At 73.0% G+C, this 15,388-nt stretch carries 14 protein-coding genes; 7 read left to right on the forward strand and 7 right to left on the reverse strand.

The window, feature by feature from the left end; translation table 11 throughout:
• Positions 1–14: 14 nt before the first annotated feature.
• Both ACY8FT_RS00050 and ACY8FT_RS00055 read right to left on the reverse strand, forming a co-directional pair.
• On the reverse strand, positions 15–1,337 hold the full coding sequence (locus ACY8FT_RS00050; protein ID WP_462416922.1) for an HNH endonuclease signature motif containing protein: 1,323 nt from the start codon (positions 1,335–1,337) through the stop codon (positions 15–17).
• Between the two features lie 492 nt (positions 1,338–1,829).
• Positions 1,830–3,614, reverse strand: coding sequence for a DUF7800 domain-containing protein (locus ACY8FT_RS00055; protein WP_462416923.1), 1,785 nt, complete (start codon positions 3,612–3,614; stop codon positions 1,830–1,832).
• A 63-nt stretch (positions 3,615–3,677) separates the two neighbouring features.
• Here ACY8FT_RS00055 and ACY8FT_RS00060 point away from each other — a divergent pair, with 63 nt between their 5' ends.
• Genes ACY8FT_RS00060 through ACY8FT_RS00070 form a run of 3 tightly spaced genes read left to right on the forward strand, consistent with a single transcriptional unit; the run spans position 3,678 to position 6,960 of the window.
• A complete protein-coding gene (locus tag ACY8FT_RS00060) occupies positions 3,678–4,400 on the forward strand; it encodes a TetR/AcrR family transcriptional regulator (RefSeq protein ID WP_462416924.1) in 723 nt (240 codons plus the stop codon).
• On the forward strand, positions 4,397–5,377 hold the full coding sequence (locus tag ACY8FT_RS00065; protein ID WP_462416925.1) for an ABC transporter ATP-binding protein: 981 nt from the start codon (positions 4,397–4,399) through the stop codon (positions 5,375–5,377). The genes ACY8FT_RS00060 and ACY8FT_RS00065 overlap by 4 nt, the downstream gene beginning before the upstream one ends.
• A complete protein-coding gene (locus ACY8FT_RS00070; protein WP_462416926.1) occupies positions 5,377–6,960 on the forward strand; it encodes an ABC transporter permease in 1,584 nt (527 codons plus the stop codon). Before ACY8FT_RS00065 ends, ACY8FT_RS00070 begins: the two co-directional genes overlap by 1 nt.
• Before the next feature lie 3 nt (positions 6,961–6,963).
• Here the strand turns inward: ACY8FT_RS00070 and ACY8FT_RS00075 are convergent, their stop codons facing one another.
• On the reverse strand, positions 6,964–7,932 hold the full coding sequence (locus ACY8FT_RS00075) for a helix-turn-helix transcriptional regulator (RefSeq protein WP_462416927.1): 969 nt from the start codon (positions 7,930–7,932) through the stop codon (positions 6,964–6,966).
• A gap of 142 nt (positions 7,933–8,074) precedes the next feature.
• Here ACY8FT_RS00075 and ACY8FT_RS00080 point away from each other — a divergent pair, with 142 nt between their 5' ends.
• The 4 genes from ACY8FT_RS00080 (at position 8,075) to ACY8FT_RS00095 (ending at position 11,228) form a co-directional block, all read left to right on the forward strand.
• Complete coding sequence (locus tag ACY8FT_RS00080) at positions 8,075–8,662, forward strand: mycothiol transferase (protein ID WP_462416928.1); 588 nt, start codon at positions 8,075–8,077, stop codon at positions 8,660–8,662.
• A gap of 110 nt (positions 8,663–8,772) precedes the next feature.
• Positions 8,773–9,126, forward strand: a complete 354-nt coding sequence (locus tag ACY8FT_RS00085; protein ID WP_462416929.1) for a hypothetical protein — start codon at positions 8,773–8,775, stop codon at positions 9,124–9,126.
• 66 nt (positions 9,127–9,192) lie between these two features.
• Positions 9,193–10,083, forward strand: a complete 891-nt coding sequence (gene mmsB / locus ACY8FT_RS00090; protein WP_462416930.1) for a 3-hydroxyisobutyrate dehydrogenase — start codon at positions 9,193–9,195, stop codon at positions 10,081–10,083.
• 167 nt (positions 10,084–10,250) lie between these two features.
• Positions 10,251–11,228, forward strand: coding sequence for a CPBP family intramembrane glutamic endopeptidase (locus tag ACY8FT_RS00095; RefSeq protein ID WP_462416931.1), 978 nt, complete (start codon positions 10,251–10,253; stop codon positions 11,226–11,228).
• A gap of 155 nt (positions 11,229–11,383) precedes the next feature.
• On the opposite strand, the gene ACY8FT_RS00100 is transcribed toward ACY8FT_RS00095, so the two are convergent.
• Genes ACY8FT_RS00100 through ACY8FT_RS00115 form a run of 4 tightly spaced genes read right to left on the reverse strand, consistent with a single transcriptional unit; the run spans position 11,384 to position 15,325 of the window.
• The gene (locus tag ACY8FT_RS00100) at positions 11,384–12,226 is read right to left on the reverse strand and encodes an ABC transporter ATP-binding protein (protein WP_462416932.1); all 843 of its coding nucleotides are present in this window, start codon (positions 12,224–12,226) and stop codon (positions 11,384–11,386) included.
• Positions 12,223–13,230: a FecCD family ABC transporter permease gene (locus ACY8FT_RS00105; RefSeq protein WP_462416933.1), complete on the reverse strand. Its 1,008-nt coding sequence runs from the start codon at positions 13,228–13,230 to the stop codon at positions 12,223–12,225. Before ACY8FT_RS00105 ends, ACY8FT_RS00100 begins: the two co-directional genes overlap by 4 nt.
• On the reverse strand, positions 13,227–14,234 hold the full coding sequence (locus tag ACY8FT_RS00110) for a FecCD family ABC transporter permease (RefSeq protein WP_462416934.1): 1,008 nt from the start codon (positions 14,232–14,234) through the stop codon (positions 13,227–13,229). The genes ACY8FT_RS00105 and ACY8FT_RS00110 overlap by 4 nt, the downstream gene beginning before the upstream one ends.
• A complete protein-coding gene (locus tag ACY8FT_RS00115) occupies positions 14,231–15,325 on the reverse strand; it encodes an iron-siderophore ABC transporter substrate-binding protein (protein WP_462416935.1) in 1,095 nt (364 codons plus the stop codon). Before ACY8FT_RS00115 ends, ACY8FT_RS00110 begins: the two co-directional genes overlap by 4 nt.
• Between the last annotated feature and the right edge of the window lie 63 nt (positions 15,326–15,388).

The raw sequence follows: 15,388 nt of genomic DNA on the forward strand, positions 1-15,388 counted from the left end.
GGTGGTGGGTGGCTTCATGTGCTGGTGCCTGTCGCTGCCGTTGCGCCTGCGCCTGGGCGGGTGTGGGCGTGGTGGAAGTGGATGGTGGCTGTGCCCTGGGTGTTGCGGGTGATGGTGTGGGTGTAGGTGGGGTCGTCGAGGCGTCGGTGGTGTCGGCCGCACAGGGGGATGGCGTTGGCCAGGTCGGTGCGTCCCCTTGGTGGTGTGTCGGGTGGGTGGTTGGTGTGGGTGGGTGGTGGTCTCCAGGGGGTGGCGTGGTGGATCTCGCACCAGGCGAAGGGCCGGTCGCAGTGTTCTTCGGCGCATTCGGGGTAGGTCAGGGCCAGTGCGCGGCGTTGGGGTTCGGTGAAGAACCGGGTCTTGCGGCCCAGGTCCAGTGGTTGGGAGTTCCCGCCCAGGACGACCGGGACGAGGCCGGCCTCGGCGGCCAGGCGGCGGACCTGCCCGGCGGAGACCTCGGTGCCGGTGTCGGTGATGCCGACCCGGTCGGTCTCACCGCGGAGGCTGGTCAGGGGGATGGTGACCAGCACGGTGGCGTTCACCCGCTCGCCGAGGTGGTCGGTGGGCATGCGGGTGATGAGCTCGGCCAGGGCCTTGCCCTTCTCGTGGGCGAAGTCGATCTGCCGATCACCCCACCCCGTGTCACGGTCACGCGTCGTGCCCGTGGTCTGCGAACCGGTGGCCTCGTCGGTGTGCTGCTGGTGCAGGCGGCGGGGGCTGGTCATCGCAGACAGGGTCTTGGCCAGCATGTGCCCCTGGAGGGCCGGCAGGGTGAACTGGCCGAAGACGGTGCCGTCGTGGTTGTCGCGCATCCAGAACGATGCCGCCTCCCACGCTGCCTGCTCCTGGGTGGCCACGCGCTGGTCCTGGTGGGCATCCACGACCTGTTCGGCTGCGCTGAGATCAGCCAGCACCCGACGGGCAGCGATCCGCAACCGACTGGGGGTGAGGCGCTGGGCCTTGGCGACCAGCACCTCTTCGGCCTGCCACCGCTGCTGAGCGGTCACATCCTGAGGAAGGCCGTCGAGCTCCTCCAGGATCACCATGACGTGGTCACCGGTGACCAGACCGGCGTCCATCGCCACCGCCAACGGCCGCGCAACATCCCGCGAGAGAGGATCCGAGCCCTCCGACTCGTCCCCCAGGAGGTCACCTGCGAGGCCGGGACCACCGTCCTGGCCCGTTCCAGGCGCTGGTGGTGTGGGGTGGTGGTTGCCCAGCGCCGCGGCGAGCTGGGCGTCGCGATGGGTGCGGCGGGTGTCGGTGGCGTTCTTCGCCCCGGCGAACTGGGCGTCGTCATCATGCGTGGCCCGACCCGCTCTGCGGGCCTGGGTCAACAGGTCATAAGACCGCACCCGCACACGTTCACCCCGGGTGGCCACCCGGGCAGCCGCCCGTACCACCCACGCCAACTCACCCGGACCAGCCGGCAGATCCGCCACCCCGCCCGCGGTGGCCATCGCAGCCATCAACCCATCCAGCGCCTCATCGACCACCGCGAACGCCCCGACCAACCCCTCCCACGCCTCCACGCCCGGGGAGGCCACCTGGGCACCACCCGACCTCCCAGCCAGTACTCCTGCACCTGTGCTCGTGCTCGACTCCTGCGGTCTGCGCATCCTGCCCCACCCCCTCGTGGCACCCGCCAGCACTGACCAGACCCCCTGCCTGACCAACTACCCCCACACTAGTACACGAATACTAAGCAAGTCAAGTCTTGGGTAGAACATGTGGACTAGTCGATGCCCGCCGCAGCACCCGAGTGACCCTGTGGACACGCCTCGTCATGCGGCGTGGGGTGCAGTACCAACGCCCCGCACGCCCCCGCCTCACCCCGCGGCGCCCTCGCCCTGCCCGAGGTCCAGCGTCTCCACCTCCACGAGCACCGGGTGCTCGTGGTCCCCGCCGCGCACCTCGCCGGTCCACCAGCTGGCCTGCATGTCGCAGCCGTCCACCCGCAGCAGCGCCACGTTGTTCGTGAACCACGGCCCCGCCACGTCGCGCCACCGCCACGGCTGCGTGGGGACCGCCGCCGAGCGCCCCGCCAGCGCGCCCAGCGGCACCGCCAGGCCGTGCGCCAGGAGGGCGGTGGCAAAGCGCATCACGGTCGGCAGCGGGTTGCGGATGGGGCTGCACACCAACTGCAGCACGCGCAGGTCGGGGGCGTCCTCGGCATCCCCGCGCTCGACCTGCTCCCCGGTCAGCTTCTCGTCGTCCAGCAGGGACGCCGGGTCGACCTCGCTGATGTACGAGTGGTGCACGTCGCCGGAGAGGAACACGACCGCCCGCGGTGCCGGCCCCCGCTCGCCCCGGGCGAGCTCACCGACCATCGCGCACACCCGCAGGAACGAGTTGTGGAAGGCCGCCCAGTGCTCTAGGTCCACGGTCGTGCGCAGTCGCTCCCCGATGCGCGCCATCCGCTGCCCGAACACCCCGTTGCAGACGGCCTCGCTCCAGGCCTCCAGGTGGTGCAGGCCGCGAGGCAGCAGGAAGGGCAGCGAGGTGCCCAGGATGACGTTCTCGATCCCCTCACCGCCCTGCAGCTGGTCGGAGAGCCACGCCATCTCCTGCTCGTCCAGCATCTCCCGCCGCCCGGGCTCCATGACCCGTGCGGCCCGTGAGTCGACGACCACCAGGCGCGTCGTCCCGAGGTCGCGGGCGTAGGACCAGCGGTAGGTGTCCGGGTGCTCGTCCACGCGCTCGGCGAAGGCGTCCAGCAGCTCGGTGACGTCAGGGTGCGGGTCGGTGCGCTGCCGGTCCACGATCTCCCGCCAGATCTCGTCGTGCGCCCGCTCGCTCACCGAGAGGTTGCCCAGGTGCTGGTACACCCAGTACGAGCCCAGCGCGGCCACGATGCGGTCGTGCCACCAGTCGGTGGCCTCCATCTCCTCCCGCCAGGCCGCCGAGGTGTTCCAGTCGTCCCGGACGTCGTGGTCGTCGAAGATCATGAGCGTCGGCAGCGTGGCCAGTAGCCAGCGCACCCACGGCTCACCCCAGGCCAGCAAGTACAGGTGGGCGTACTCCTCGTAGTCGGCCAGCTCCTCGCCGGGTCCCTCCTCCAGCGACCGGCGCGAGGCGATGAAGTCCTGCATCGCCTGGCTGGTGGCGTCGGCGTACACCTGGTCGCCCAGCAGGAGCATCAGTTCCGGCAGTTCCGGCGCGCCGTCCTGCCCGGTGGCGTCCGCCATGCCGAGCGCGCGCAGGGCGTCCACCCCGTGCGTGTGGTGGCCGGGGGCGTCGTGAGGCACCGACGTGCGGCAGGAGCCGAAGCCCAGGTCCACCGGCGCGCCGGGGGTGAGCGTGTTGATGCGGGGCGCAGGGCGCTCCTCGCCCGGCTCGGGCCAGGCCACGTTCCCGTCGAGCAGCAGCTCGTAGGTGCTGTCCAGTCCGGACGGCAGGCCCGTCAGCTCGACCAGCGCGTAGTGGTGGCCGTGGGCGGTGAAGGTGGTGGCCGATGCCGAGGCGGCCGCCGGTGACCCAGCGCTCCCGCCGGGCTGGTCGCCCCCGGTTAGTCGCACCTCCACCCGTGCGGGTGCGTCGGTCTCCACCCAGACGGCGGCGGAGTCGTGGTCCACGTGGCGCAGCAGGGGGCCGATCAGGAGGGAGGCAGACATGGGGCCAGTGTTGCAGGAGAGGGACCTTGCCTCGGCCCTGAACAAGCGTTTAGCATCCTGACCATGAGTTCAGGACCCGTTACGGGGGCTGCGACCCGGCAGGACCTCACCGCGCGTGCCGCCATCCGCACCGCCGCGCTGGAGCTGTTCGCCGAGTCCGACCCGGCTGCTGTGAGCGTCCGCGCCATCGCAGGGCGCGCGGAGGTCTCTCCGGCGCTCGTCATCCACCACTTCGGCACGAAGGCCGGCGTCGAGCAGGCGGTGCTCGACCACGTCATCGAGCACTTCGGCGAGCTGTTCCGCCGGACCGAGGAGATGGTCACGGTCGAGGACCTGCTCGCCGGCGAGATCGGCGGTGCGCTCGACCTCCTGCAGCGCTCGGTGCCCCCGGGGTCGCCCTACTTCGCCTACCTGCGCCGCCTGCTCGTCTCGGGTGCGCCGGAGGCCCGGCAGCTCGTGGCGCGCTGGCACGCCGAGACCACGCGGATCCTGCACCTGTGGCAGGACGCCGGGCAGCTCACGCCGACCGACGACGTCGAGCTGCGGGCTGCGCAGCTCATGACCCACGACCTGGGGCTGGTGCTGCTGGGGGACCTCTGGGAGCCCGTGCTCGGGCACCATCCGCTGGGCGATGGGCTCGATCGCTGGCAGGCCGAGGCCGTGCGCACCTTCTCCGGCCTCTTCGCGGACCCGGTCACCGCCGGCCCGACCACCGACCCGGACACCACACCGACCACCGCCACGGACACCGGCCCGCCGTCCGCCGACCCGGAGGAGAACGCATGAGCGCCACCCGCACTGCCCTCACCACGGCCGGGACCGCTCCCGCTACCGAGCCCGGCCGCACGGGGTCTGCGACGCCCGTCGTCCAGGCGACCGGGCTCACGAAGGTCTACGGCCCCACCCGGGCCCTGGACGGTCTCGACCTCACCGTCGCGGCAGGGGAGGTCCACGGCTTCCTCGGGCCGAACGGGGCCGGCAAGTCGACTGCCATCCGCATCCTGCTGGGCCTCGCGCGGGCCGATGCCGGGAGCATCCGCCTGTTCGGCGAGGACCCCTGGGCCGATGCCGTGAGCCTCCACCGGCGCGTGGCCTACGTGCCCGGTGACGTCACCCTGTGGCCCCGCCTCACCGGCGGCCAGTGCATCGACGTGCTCACGGCCGGTCACGGCGGCATCACCCCGGCGAGGCGGGACGAGCTCGTCGAGCGATTCGCCCTGGACCCGGCCAAGCGCGCCCGCGACTACTCCACCGGCAACCGGCAGAAGGTCGCTCTCGTCGCGGCGCTCGGGGTGGGCGCGGACCTGCTGGTGCTGGACGAACCCACCTCCGGGCTCGACCCCCTCATGGAGCAGGTCTTCCAGGACACCGTCCGCGAACGGGTCGACGAGGGCGCCACGGTGCTGCTCTCCAGCCACATCCTCTCGGAGGTCGAGGCCCTGGCCGACCGGGTGACGATCCTGCGCGACGGGCGCACCGTCAGCACCGGCTCGCTGGCCGAGATGCGCGGCGCCACGAGCAGCCACGTGCATGCGGTCACGACACGACCTCCCCGCGGGTTGGACGGCCTGCCGGGGGTGACGGGTCTGCAGGTGCAACCCGCCCCGGATGGTGCGGCGGAGCTCCGCTGCCGGGTGGACCCCGACGCCCTGCGGCAGGTGGTGGCCGCCCTCCACGGCGCGGGAGTGCGCAGCCTGACCGTGGAGCCGCCCACCCTGGACGAGCTCTTCCTGGGGCAGTACGCGACCTCGGGGCAGCGCTGATGGCGGCCGTGTCGGGCCTCGGACGGGCCGCGCTGCTGGGCGTGCGCACCGGGTGGCGCGGGCTGGTCGCCTGGGTGGTCGGCCTGCTGGCCCTGATGGCGATGACGGCCGGCTCGGTCGCCACTCACTACGACACCCCGGAGGCCCTGGACGCCTACGCGCGGATGACCGACGCACCCGGCATGGCGGCCCTGTCGGGGGACGTGGCCGGAGTCGACACCCTCGGTGGGGCGATGGCCAACGAGTTCGGGCAGGTCGCCGCGTTCGCCGTGCCGCTCATGGCCGTCGCCCTGGTGGTCCGCGGGACGCGGGGTGAGGAGCAGTCGGGGCGCACCGCCCTCCTGCTGGCCGGGACCACCGGCCGGCTCGCCCCGCTGGCTGCTGCGCTCGGGACCGCGCTGGCGGCGCTCGCCGTGGTGGGGTTCGGGTCCGGGGCGCTCATGGCGGTCTTCGGGGCCGACCGCACCGGGGCGGTGCACTACGGACTGGGGCTGGCCCTGCTGGGAGCGGTGCACGTCGGGGTGGCGGCGCTGCTCGCGCAGGCCCTCGGTTCCACGCGCAGCGTCTGGGCAGCCTCGATGGCGGTGGTCGTGGTCGGCTTCCTGCTGCGCGGCATCGGCGCCGTCGAGGGCGGTGCGTGGGGCGGGTTCTCACCGGTCGGCTGGCTGGACGCGGTGCGCTCCTACGGGCAGGACACGCGCTGGTGGCCGCTGCTCGTGAGCCTCGGGGTGGCCGTGTGCCTGGTCGCGGCGGCCCTCGTGCTGGGCACGCGGCGGGACGTCGGGGCCTCGCTGGTGCGCCCCCGACCGGGGCCCGCGAGGGCCGGGGCGGCGCTGCGTTCCCCCATCGGGCTGGCCCTGCATGAGCACCGGGGCGCGATCCTGGGCTGGGTCGTGGGTGCAGCCGTGCTCATGGGGGCCTACGGCGCGCTGACCCGGACGATGATCGAGGCGCTCGAGGAGATGCCGGAGCTGCAGGTCTACCTCGGCGGTGGCGGGGCGCTCGTGGACTCCGTGGCGGCCACATTCCTCATGATGCTGGGCACATTGGCGGTGGCGTGCGTGGTGCAGACCGCCGGTGGGCTGTGGGCAGGTGAGGCGACCGGGTTGCTGGAGCGCCAGCTGGCCGGGCCGCGGGGGAGGTGGACGTGGCTGGCGGCGCACGGCCTGGTCGTGCTCGGTGGGGCGCTGCTCGTCGTGGCTGCAGGTGGCGCCGCGCTCGCGGGAGCCACGGCAGTCGTCACCGAGGAGCCGGGCCGGTTCGGGGACCTGTTCGCGGCGGCGTTCGCGCAGCTGCCGGTGGTCGTGTTCTTCCTGGGGGTGGTCACGCTGCTGCTCGGGTGGCTCCCCGAGCACCGGGGGCTGGCCTGGGCCGTGTTCGCGGTCGCGGTGGCCGTCGGCTGGCTCGGGCCGGGTCTTGACCTGCCGCAGTGGACCCTCGAGGCCGGGCCGTTCACGGCGGTGGGGCAGGTGCCGGCCGAGGCCCTGGACCGTCCGGCGGCGGTGGTGCTCGTGGTCCTCGGGGTGGTGCTGGTGGCGCTGGGCGCCTGGGGCTTCCGGCGACGCGACCTGCCCCGCGCCTGAGGGTCAGCCCCACCGCCCGACGCGCCGCGCCAGATCCGCGACCGCCTGCTGCACCTCCGGTGGGTCGAGCACCGTCAGCTCGGCCCCGAGGTCCAGGGCCGCGAACACCATGTGCCGGGCGATCTCCTCGGCCGTGGGTGCACCCACCTCGACGACGGAGTGCTCCGTCCCGTCCGGCTGTTCCCGTGCCGAGACCTCCGCGACGGTGGCGGGGATGCGGCGACGGGCGACCCGGACCGGGACGGTCAGCTTGATCCGGGCGACCACCGGGTAGGGGCCGGCGCGCAGGCCGTTCAGCACGAACTCGACGGGGTCGGGGGCCGGTCGTTCCCGTGAGCGCCAGGTGGACGCTCGCACCGTGCGGATTCGGTCCAGCCGAAAGCTGCGCCAGTCGTCGCGGTCCAGGTCGAAGGCCACGAGGTACCACCGTCGTCCTGTCGCCACCAGGCGGAGGGGTTCCGTGGTGCGCAGCGCCTCCTCGCCGTCGCGCCGTCGGTAGGTGAAGCGCAGGCGGACCCGGTCGCGCACGGCGCGGGCGGTCGTCATCAGGGTGTGGTGGGTGACCTCGTCGTCGTCCTGCCACGGCGGAAGGGTCTCGGTGGCCGAGGCCAGCGCTGCGACCTCGGGGCGCAGTCGAGCCGGGAGCACCTGGTCGAGCTTGGTGAGCGCGCGCAGGGCTGCCTCCTCGGTGCCGGCGACCCCGCCTGCGCCGAGGCGCAGAGCCACGGCGGCGGCCACGGCCTCGTCGTCCTCCAGCACCAGCGGCGGCAGGGACCGTCCGCGACCCAGGCGGTAGCCGCCCTCGCGACCGCGGCCGGCCTCCACCGGGTAGCCGAGCTCCCGGAGCCGTTCGACGTCCCGTCGCACCGTCCGTTCGGTGATCCCCAGCGCCCCTGCGAGCTCCGGGCCGGTCCACACCGCGCGCGACTGCAGCATCCCGAGCACGCGCAGCAGGCGGGCGGTCGTGGTCATGCCTGCAGCCTGCCAGGAAATACGGACACGACCCGTCCTGATGCCCGCTCAGGATGGCTCCGGCGGCATCGGGACCCGAACCGTCCGGACCACCCCGACCTGCCGCGAACCGTCCGGAACACCCCACTATCCAGGAGGATCCATGTACGCCCCCGCCCGTCACGACGAGTCCACCACCCACGCCGAGTACGTCCGCCAGCAGGCCGAGGCCCTGCGGGCCAGCGCCTACGGTCTCACCGACGAGCAGGCGCGGAGCACGCCCTGCCGCAGCAACCTGTCGATCGCCGGGGTGCTCAAGCACGTCACGCACGTGTACGCCAAGACCCTCGAGATCGAGACCCCGTGGATGCCGGAGGCGACCGGCCCGGAGGCCGCGAAGGCCGCCTACTTCGACAGCTTCACCCCGACCGACGACGAGACCCTGGACGTGCTGCTCGAGCGCTTCGACCTGGTGATGGACGTGCTGGCCCAGCAGATCGCCGGAGCCGATCCCGACGCCGAGAGCGTCGTCCCGCCGCAGCCGTGGTTCGGCATCGCCGAGGTGGCGGACGTCCACGCGCGCTTCCACCACGCCCACGCCATCGAGGAGCTGGCCCGGCACGCCGGTCACGCGGACATCATCCGGGAGCAGATCGACGGAGCGACCTCGCCGGAGCTGCTGCTCGCCGTCTGGGGTCAGCCGGGCAACGAGTTCGTTCAGCCCTGGCAGGGGAGCGGTCCCTCCGCCTGACCGGCCGCGCACCGAGTTCAGCACCGGTGCCGTGTTCGGCGGGACGCGGCCGGTCGAGTGCAGCACCGGTGCGGAACGGGGCTGTCGGCGCCCGCTGCCACACTGCCTCCATGCCGTCCTACCGCCTGGTCGCCGAGGTGCTCGCCGTCCGTGGGGACACCGCGCCCTCGCAGGTCCTCGACATCGCCCGCGAGGTGGTCGGCCGCACCCACCTGGTGGAGAAGGCCTCCCTCGACCTGCCCCTCGGGGTGCCGCAGGTGACGGTGCGCTGCGTGGTCGAGGAGTCCAACGACGACGCCGAGGACCACGAGGCGTTCGACCTCGCCCAGCGCTACCTGCGGGAGATGAGCGAGCACGTGGACATGCCGCGCATCGAGATGCGTCGGCGCATCAAGGGGCGCTTCGTCCCGATCAACCGCCCACGCGCACGCGACGGTCAACCGCCCACGTCGCCAGCCGGATAGCGGTCCCGTCTGCCCCGACCGCCACCCCTGCCGTGACCCACGTCACCCCGGGAGTACGCTCGCCGCATGAAGATCGCGTTCCTGGGACTCGGAAACATGGGCGGCCCGATGGCGGCCAATCTCGTCAAGGCAGGCCACGAGGTGACGGGTTTCGACCCGGTGCCCGAGGCGCGTGAGAAGGCGGAGGCCGCCGGCGTCACCCTCGCGGGCACCGGTGCCGAGGCCGTCGCCGACGCGGAGGCCGTCATCACGATGCTGCCCAACGGCAAGCTCGTGCTCGACAGCTACGCCGAGATCGTGCCCGCGGCGAAGGGTGAGGACGTGCTCTTCATCGACTCCTCCACCATCGACGTCGACTCGGCCCGGAAGGCCGCCGACGTGGTCCGCGAGGCCGGTCACTCCAGCATCGACGCCCCGGTCTCCGGCGGCGTGGTCGGCTCCGAGGCCGGCACGCTCACCTTCATGGTCGGCGGCACAGAGGAGGCCTTCGGTCGCGCCAAGCCGATCCTGGAGGTCATGGGTCGCAAGATCGTCCACTGCGGCGGCGCCGGCAACGGCCAGGCCGCCAAGATCTGCAACAACATGCTGCTGGGCGTGCAGATGGTGGCCGTCTCCGAGGCCTTCGTGCTCGGCGAGAAGCTCGGCCTGGACCCGCAGGCGTTCTTCGACGTGGCCTCCACCAGCTCCGGCCGCTGCTGGGCGCTGGACACCAACTGCCCGGTCCCCGGTCCGGTCGAGGGCTCCCCGTCCAACCGCGACTACGCCGGCGGGTTCGCCACCGGCCTGATGCTCAAGGACCTCAACCTCGCGCAGGACGCCTCCGAGCTGGCCGGTGTGGACACCGCCTTCGGCCGCGCCGCCCGCGACGCCTACGAGCGCTTCGCCGAGATCGACGGCCCCAAGCGCGACTTCGGCGCCGTCATCACCGCCATCCAGGACGGCACCCTCAACAAGTGATCCCGGCGGCACTCCGTGCCGCAGCTCGAGGGCCCCGCCCCACCGACCTCGGTCGGCAGGGCGGGGCCTTCTATCGTGTGCGGGTGAGTCAGTACCCCCCGCCGCCCCCGCACGACCCCTACGGCCCCCCGGCCTCCCACGGTCACCCGGCTCCGTACGGTCCGCCTATGGGGCAGCCGCCCCGCCCGGTGTCCTCCGTCCGCCCGCACGCCGAGTTCCACGAGCTCACGCGCGGCCCCCGCTGGGAGTGGTGGCGCCCCGTCGTCGCCCTGGTCGCGCTGGTTCCGGCGGTCATCATCTGGCTCGTCGTGTCCGTCGTCGCGCTGATCGTCCCGCTGGTCACGATGCCCGACCAGATGAAGATCTTCGAGTCCCCGGAGGAGGCCGAGGGCATCGCCATGCACCCGGTGACCTTCCTGGGCATGAACGCGGGGCTGGCGGTCCTCATCCCCGTCACCATCGGTCTGCTCGCGCTCGTCTACTGGATGCGGCCGGGCTTCGCCTCGTCGGTGGCCGGCCGCTTCCGCTGGGGCTGGGCACTGCGCTGCCTGGTCGTGCTCACGCCGTGGTGGCTGGTCTACCTGCTGGGCGTCCCCGCGATCAGGGGGGAGAGCTTCGACCTGCACCCCCACAGCCACTTCTGGTGGCTCCTGGTCGTCGTGCTGCTGACCACGCCCCTGCAGGCCGCGGGTGAGGAGTACTTCTTCCGTGGCTTCGTCATCCAGTGGTTCGGCAGCTGGATCCCGTGGCGCTGGTTGGCCCTGGGTCTGGCGACCCTCACCACCACCGCGCTGTTCGCTCTGGCTCACGGCTCGATGGACCCGTGGGTGCTGCTGGATCTGGGCCTGTTCGCCGTGCTCGCGGTGGCGCTGACCATCCGCACCGGTGGCCTCGAGGCGGCTGTCGTGATGCACGCGGTGAACAACGTGTCGCTCATGGTCATCTCGCTCGTCTTCGGCGGGTTCGAGGACGGCTTCGTGTCCGCCTCCACGACGTCCACCCCCGGGGCCGTGGCGATGAGCCTGGTGCTCGACGGCGTGGCCTTCCTGCTGATCGAGTGGCAGTGGCGCCGCAGCGGCCTGCGCAACCGGACCGGCTCGGCCGAGGAGCTCGGCGCGCCGCGCGGTGTGCCGGCCCACGCCTGACCCGCCGCACACGCCGGAGGGCCGGAGCGATTCCTCGCTCCGGCCCTCCGGCGTGTGCGGACGGAGACCACCACCCGGTCCGTCCGCGGTACCGCCCGGGCCCCTGCGCCCTGCGATGCGGCAACAGTACCCACTCACATGAGTTAAGGCAAACCTTAGTTCCTGCGGCGGGGGATGACCATCGGCGTCCCGGTCACCGGGTCGTCGACGACCAGCGCCTCCAGCCCGAACACCTCCCGCACCGTGTCCTCGGTGATCACCTCGGCCGGGCTGCCCGCGGCCACCAGCTCACCGCCGCGCATCGCCACGAGGTGGTCGGACACCCGGGCGGCCAGGTTGAGGTCGTGCAGCACCATCACCACGGTCGTGCCGCGCTCGGCGTTGAGCTCCTCCACCAGGTCCAGCACGTCCATCTGGTGGGCAAGGTCCAGGAAACTCGTCGGCTCGTCCAGCATCAGGACGTCGGTCTGCTGGGCCAGCGCCATCGCGAGCCACACCCGCTGGCGCTGCCCGCCGGAGAGCGCCGACACGGGCCGGTGGGCGAGTTCCAGGGTGCGGGTGCGCCGCATCGCGTCCTCGACGGCGTCCTGGTCGCCGCGCGAGGCCGGGCGCCAGGAGGCGCGGTGCGGGTGTCGTCCCCGTGCCACCAGCTCGGCGACGGTCAGGCCCGCGGGCACCAGCGGCTGCTGGGGGAGCAGTCCGATGGTGGTGGCCACCTGCCGGGTGGGCAGCGAGTGCAGGTCCTGCCCGTCCAGGGTGACGCGCCCACCGGCCGGGCGGAGCAGCCGCACCAGGCCGCGCAGCAGGGTGCTCTTGCCGCACCCGTTCGGGCCGACGAGCGTGGTGATGCGGCCGTCGGGCAGGTCCAGCGAGACGCCGCGGACGATCTCCGGGCCGCCGTAGGACAACCGCAGGTCGTGGCAGCGCAGGCGGCAGGCCGGGGCGCCGCCCGCAGCGTGGTCGGCGACAGCGCCCACCGGGATCGGGTCGGGGGTCATGCGGACATCCACCTCCGGGAGGTCAGGAGCAGCACCAGCAGGAACGGGCCGCCGGCCAGGCCGGTCACGACGCCGACCGGCACGTTGCCGCCGGGAACGAGGTAGGCGCCGGTGTGGTCGGCCGCCAGGAAGATGCAGGCCCCCACCAGGCCCGAGCCCAGGAGCGTGGTGCGCCCCCGGTTCAGGGCGCGGGCGATGGGCCCGGACAGGAAGGCCAGGAAGGACACCGGGCCGCAGACGGCCGTGGCCGAGGTGACCAGCAGCACCGCCAGGCACATCGCGACGGCCCGCACCCGGGCGGGGCGCTCGCCGAGCCCGGTGGCGAGGTCGTCCCCGAGCTCCAGCACCCCCAGCCGGGAGGTCGTCGCCAGCAGCAGGGGCAGCAGGACCGCCGTGGTGACGGCCAGGCCCGTGATCTCCGCCCAGGTGACGTCGTTGATGCTCCCGGAGACCCAGACCAGGGCGTCCTGCGCCTTGTGGAGCTCGGTGCGCAGCATGAGCCAGTGGACGCCGGCCACGAGCGCGGCCGACAGGCCGATGCCGACGAGGATCATCGTGTGCGCGGCGTCGCCGTCGTCGGTGGCCGCGCTGCGCGCGAACCCGACGATCGTGCCGGTGACCAGCAGGCCCCCGAGGGCCGCGGCCGCGATGACCGGCGCGCCGGTCCAGCCCAGGACCACGAGGGCGAACAGGGCCCCGAAGCTCGCGCCCATGCTGATGCCGACGACGTCGGGGCTGGCCAGCGGGTTGCGCAGCACGGACTGGAAGGTCGCCCCCGCCGCGCCGAAGGCCAGGCCCGCCACGACGGCCACGACGGCCCGGGGCAGCTTGGAGTCCATCACGAGGAAGCTGGCGACGGGGATGTCGGTCCCGCCCAGGATGCGCAGGAAGTCCGGCAGGGTCACCGTGTAGTCGCCCAGCAGCACGCGGACGGTGAAGAGGCCCAGGGCGAGCACGGCCAGGCCCAGGAGCACCAGCGTGTGGCGGCGGGTCGCGGCGCTCATGCGTGCACCCGCCGAGTGCGTACCAGGGCGATGAGCGCCGGGGCGCCGATGACGGCGGTCATGATGCCGACCGGCACCTCCGTCGGGGGCGCGACGACCCGGCCGATCGTGTCCGCGGCCACCACCAGGGCCGCCCCGAACACGGCGCTGCCCAGCATGACGCGGCGCTCGTCGGGACCGGTGATCAGCCGGACCAGGTGCGGGACCACCAGTCCGACGAAGGCGATCGGCCCGGCCAGGGCGGTGCCACCGGCACAGAGGCAGACCGCGCCGAGGGCGACGAGCGCGCGCACCAGGAGCACGCGCTGGCCGAGTCCACGGGCGAGGTCGTCGCCCAGCGCCAGCGTGTTCAGGAGGCCGCCGGCCGGCAGGGTGAGCACGAAGCCCGCCAGCAGCACGGGCAGCACCGAGGCCACCAGGGCCAGGTCGCGCCCACCGACGGTGCCCACCTGCCACACCCGGAACACGTCCAGCGCGGCGAGGTCGACCACCAGCAGCCCGGAGCCCAGGCTGGTGGCCGTGGCGGCGAACGCGGCGCCGGCGATGGTGAGGGTGACCGGCCGTGCCCCGCCCGGACCCGCGGACGCGATGCCGTAGACGACGCCGGTCGCCACTGCGGCACCGGCAAGGGCGAACCAGACGGACTGGCCCGGTGCGGTGAGCAGGCCCGTGGTCAGCCCGAGCACGATGGCCAGGGCGGCTCCGGCGTTCACACCGAGGATGCCGGGATCGGCCAGCGGGTTGCGGGTGAGGGCCTGCATCGCGGCGCCCGCACAGCCCATCGCGGCGCCGACGAGCACGGCCAGGACGGTGCGGTCTGTGCGGGCCGCGACCACGCCGTCGGCCGTGCCGCCGCTGAGGGCGGACCAGATGGCCCCGAGCGGGACGAGGGTGGCCCCGACGGCCAGCGAGGCCAGGCAGGCGACGGCCACGACCGCCAGCCCGAGTCCCAGGAGGGACGCGAGCCGGCGGCCGTGACCGGCCGGTGCGACGTGCGCCGTCACTGCTCGGACTGGGCCTTCTCGGCGGCCTTCGCCAGGTCCGGGACGAACTCCTCCAGGGCGGTGGGGATGCTCAGCGGGGTGGGGCTCGACATCGGGTAGGCGGCCACCGGGTCGTCCGCGGCCACGTAGGAACCGCGCTGGAAGGCCGGGATCTCCTTGAGCAGGTCGTTGTCGACCACCTGCTCCTCGGAGAGACCCTCGTCGGTGTAGAACACCACGACGTCGGCCTCGACGGAGGAGGCCTTCTCGGCCGAGAGCTCGACCGTGAAGGAGTCCGCGTCCTTCGAGAGCTCACCGATGACCGGGGCGTTCACCATGCCCAGCTCCTCGAGCATGCGCGGCCGGTTGTCGGTGGTCGTGTACAGCGAGAACTTCGACAGGTCGGTGGGGGTGAACGAGGCCCAGGCGACGGTCGAGTCCTCGAGCTCGGGGTGCTCCGCGGCGGTGTCGTCGATCTGCTTCTCGGTGTCGGTGATGAGTTGCTCGGCCTCCTCGGTCTTCCCCAGGGCCTTGCCGACCATCTCGGTGGACTGCTGCCAGGTGGTGTCCCAGGGCTTCTCCGGGTAGGCGACCACCGGGGCGATCTTGCTGAGCTTCTCGTACTCCTCGGGCGTGATGCCGGAGTAGGTGGCGAGGATGACGTCGGGCTCCAGCCGGGCGATCTCGTCCACCGGGGCGCCGTCGGCGTCCGAGTAGCGGGTGACCTCGTCGCCGCCCAGCTCCTCGAGCTTCTCGTCGAACCAGTCGGTGGACTTGTTCTCGTTGCCGCCCCAGGTGATCTCCGGCGCGCCCACCGGCACCACGCCGAGGGCCGCGACGACGTCCTGGTCGGACCAGCCGAGGGTGGCCACGCGGGTGGGCTCCTCCTCGATGGTGGCCTTGCCCAGGGCGTGCTCGACGGTCACCGGGAAGCCGGCCGCGTCACCGCCCTCCTCGCCCTCGGAGGCGGCGCCGTCCGCGGAGCCCGAGGCCTTGTTGCTCTTCCCGTCGTCGGCCGCGGCGGATTCCTCCTGGCCGGCGGGGCCCGTCGAGCAGGCGGTCAGGGACAGGCCGGCAGCGGCCAGGACGGCGACGGTACGCACGGTGCGCATGGTTCTCCTCAGGACTTCCTCGCGCCACCATGGCGCCAAGGTGAGGCAAACCTAACACTGCGC

Source organism: Kytococcus sp. Marseille-QA3725, assembly GCF_054950055.1.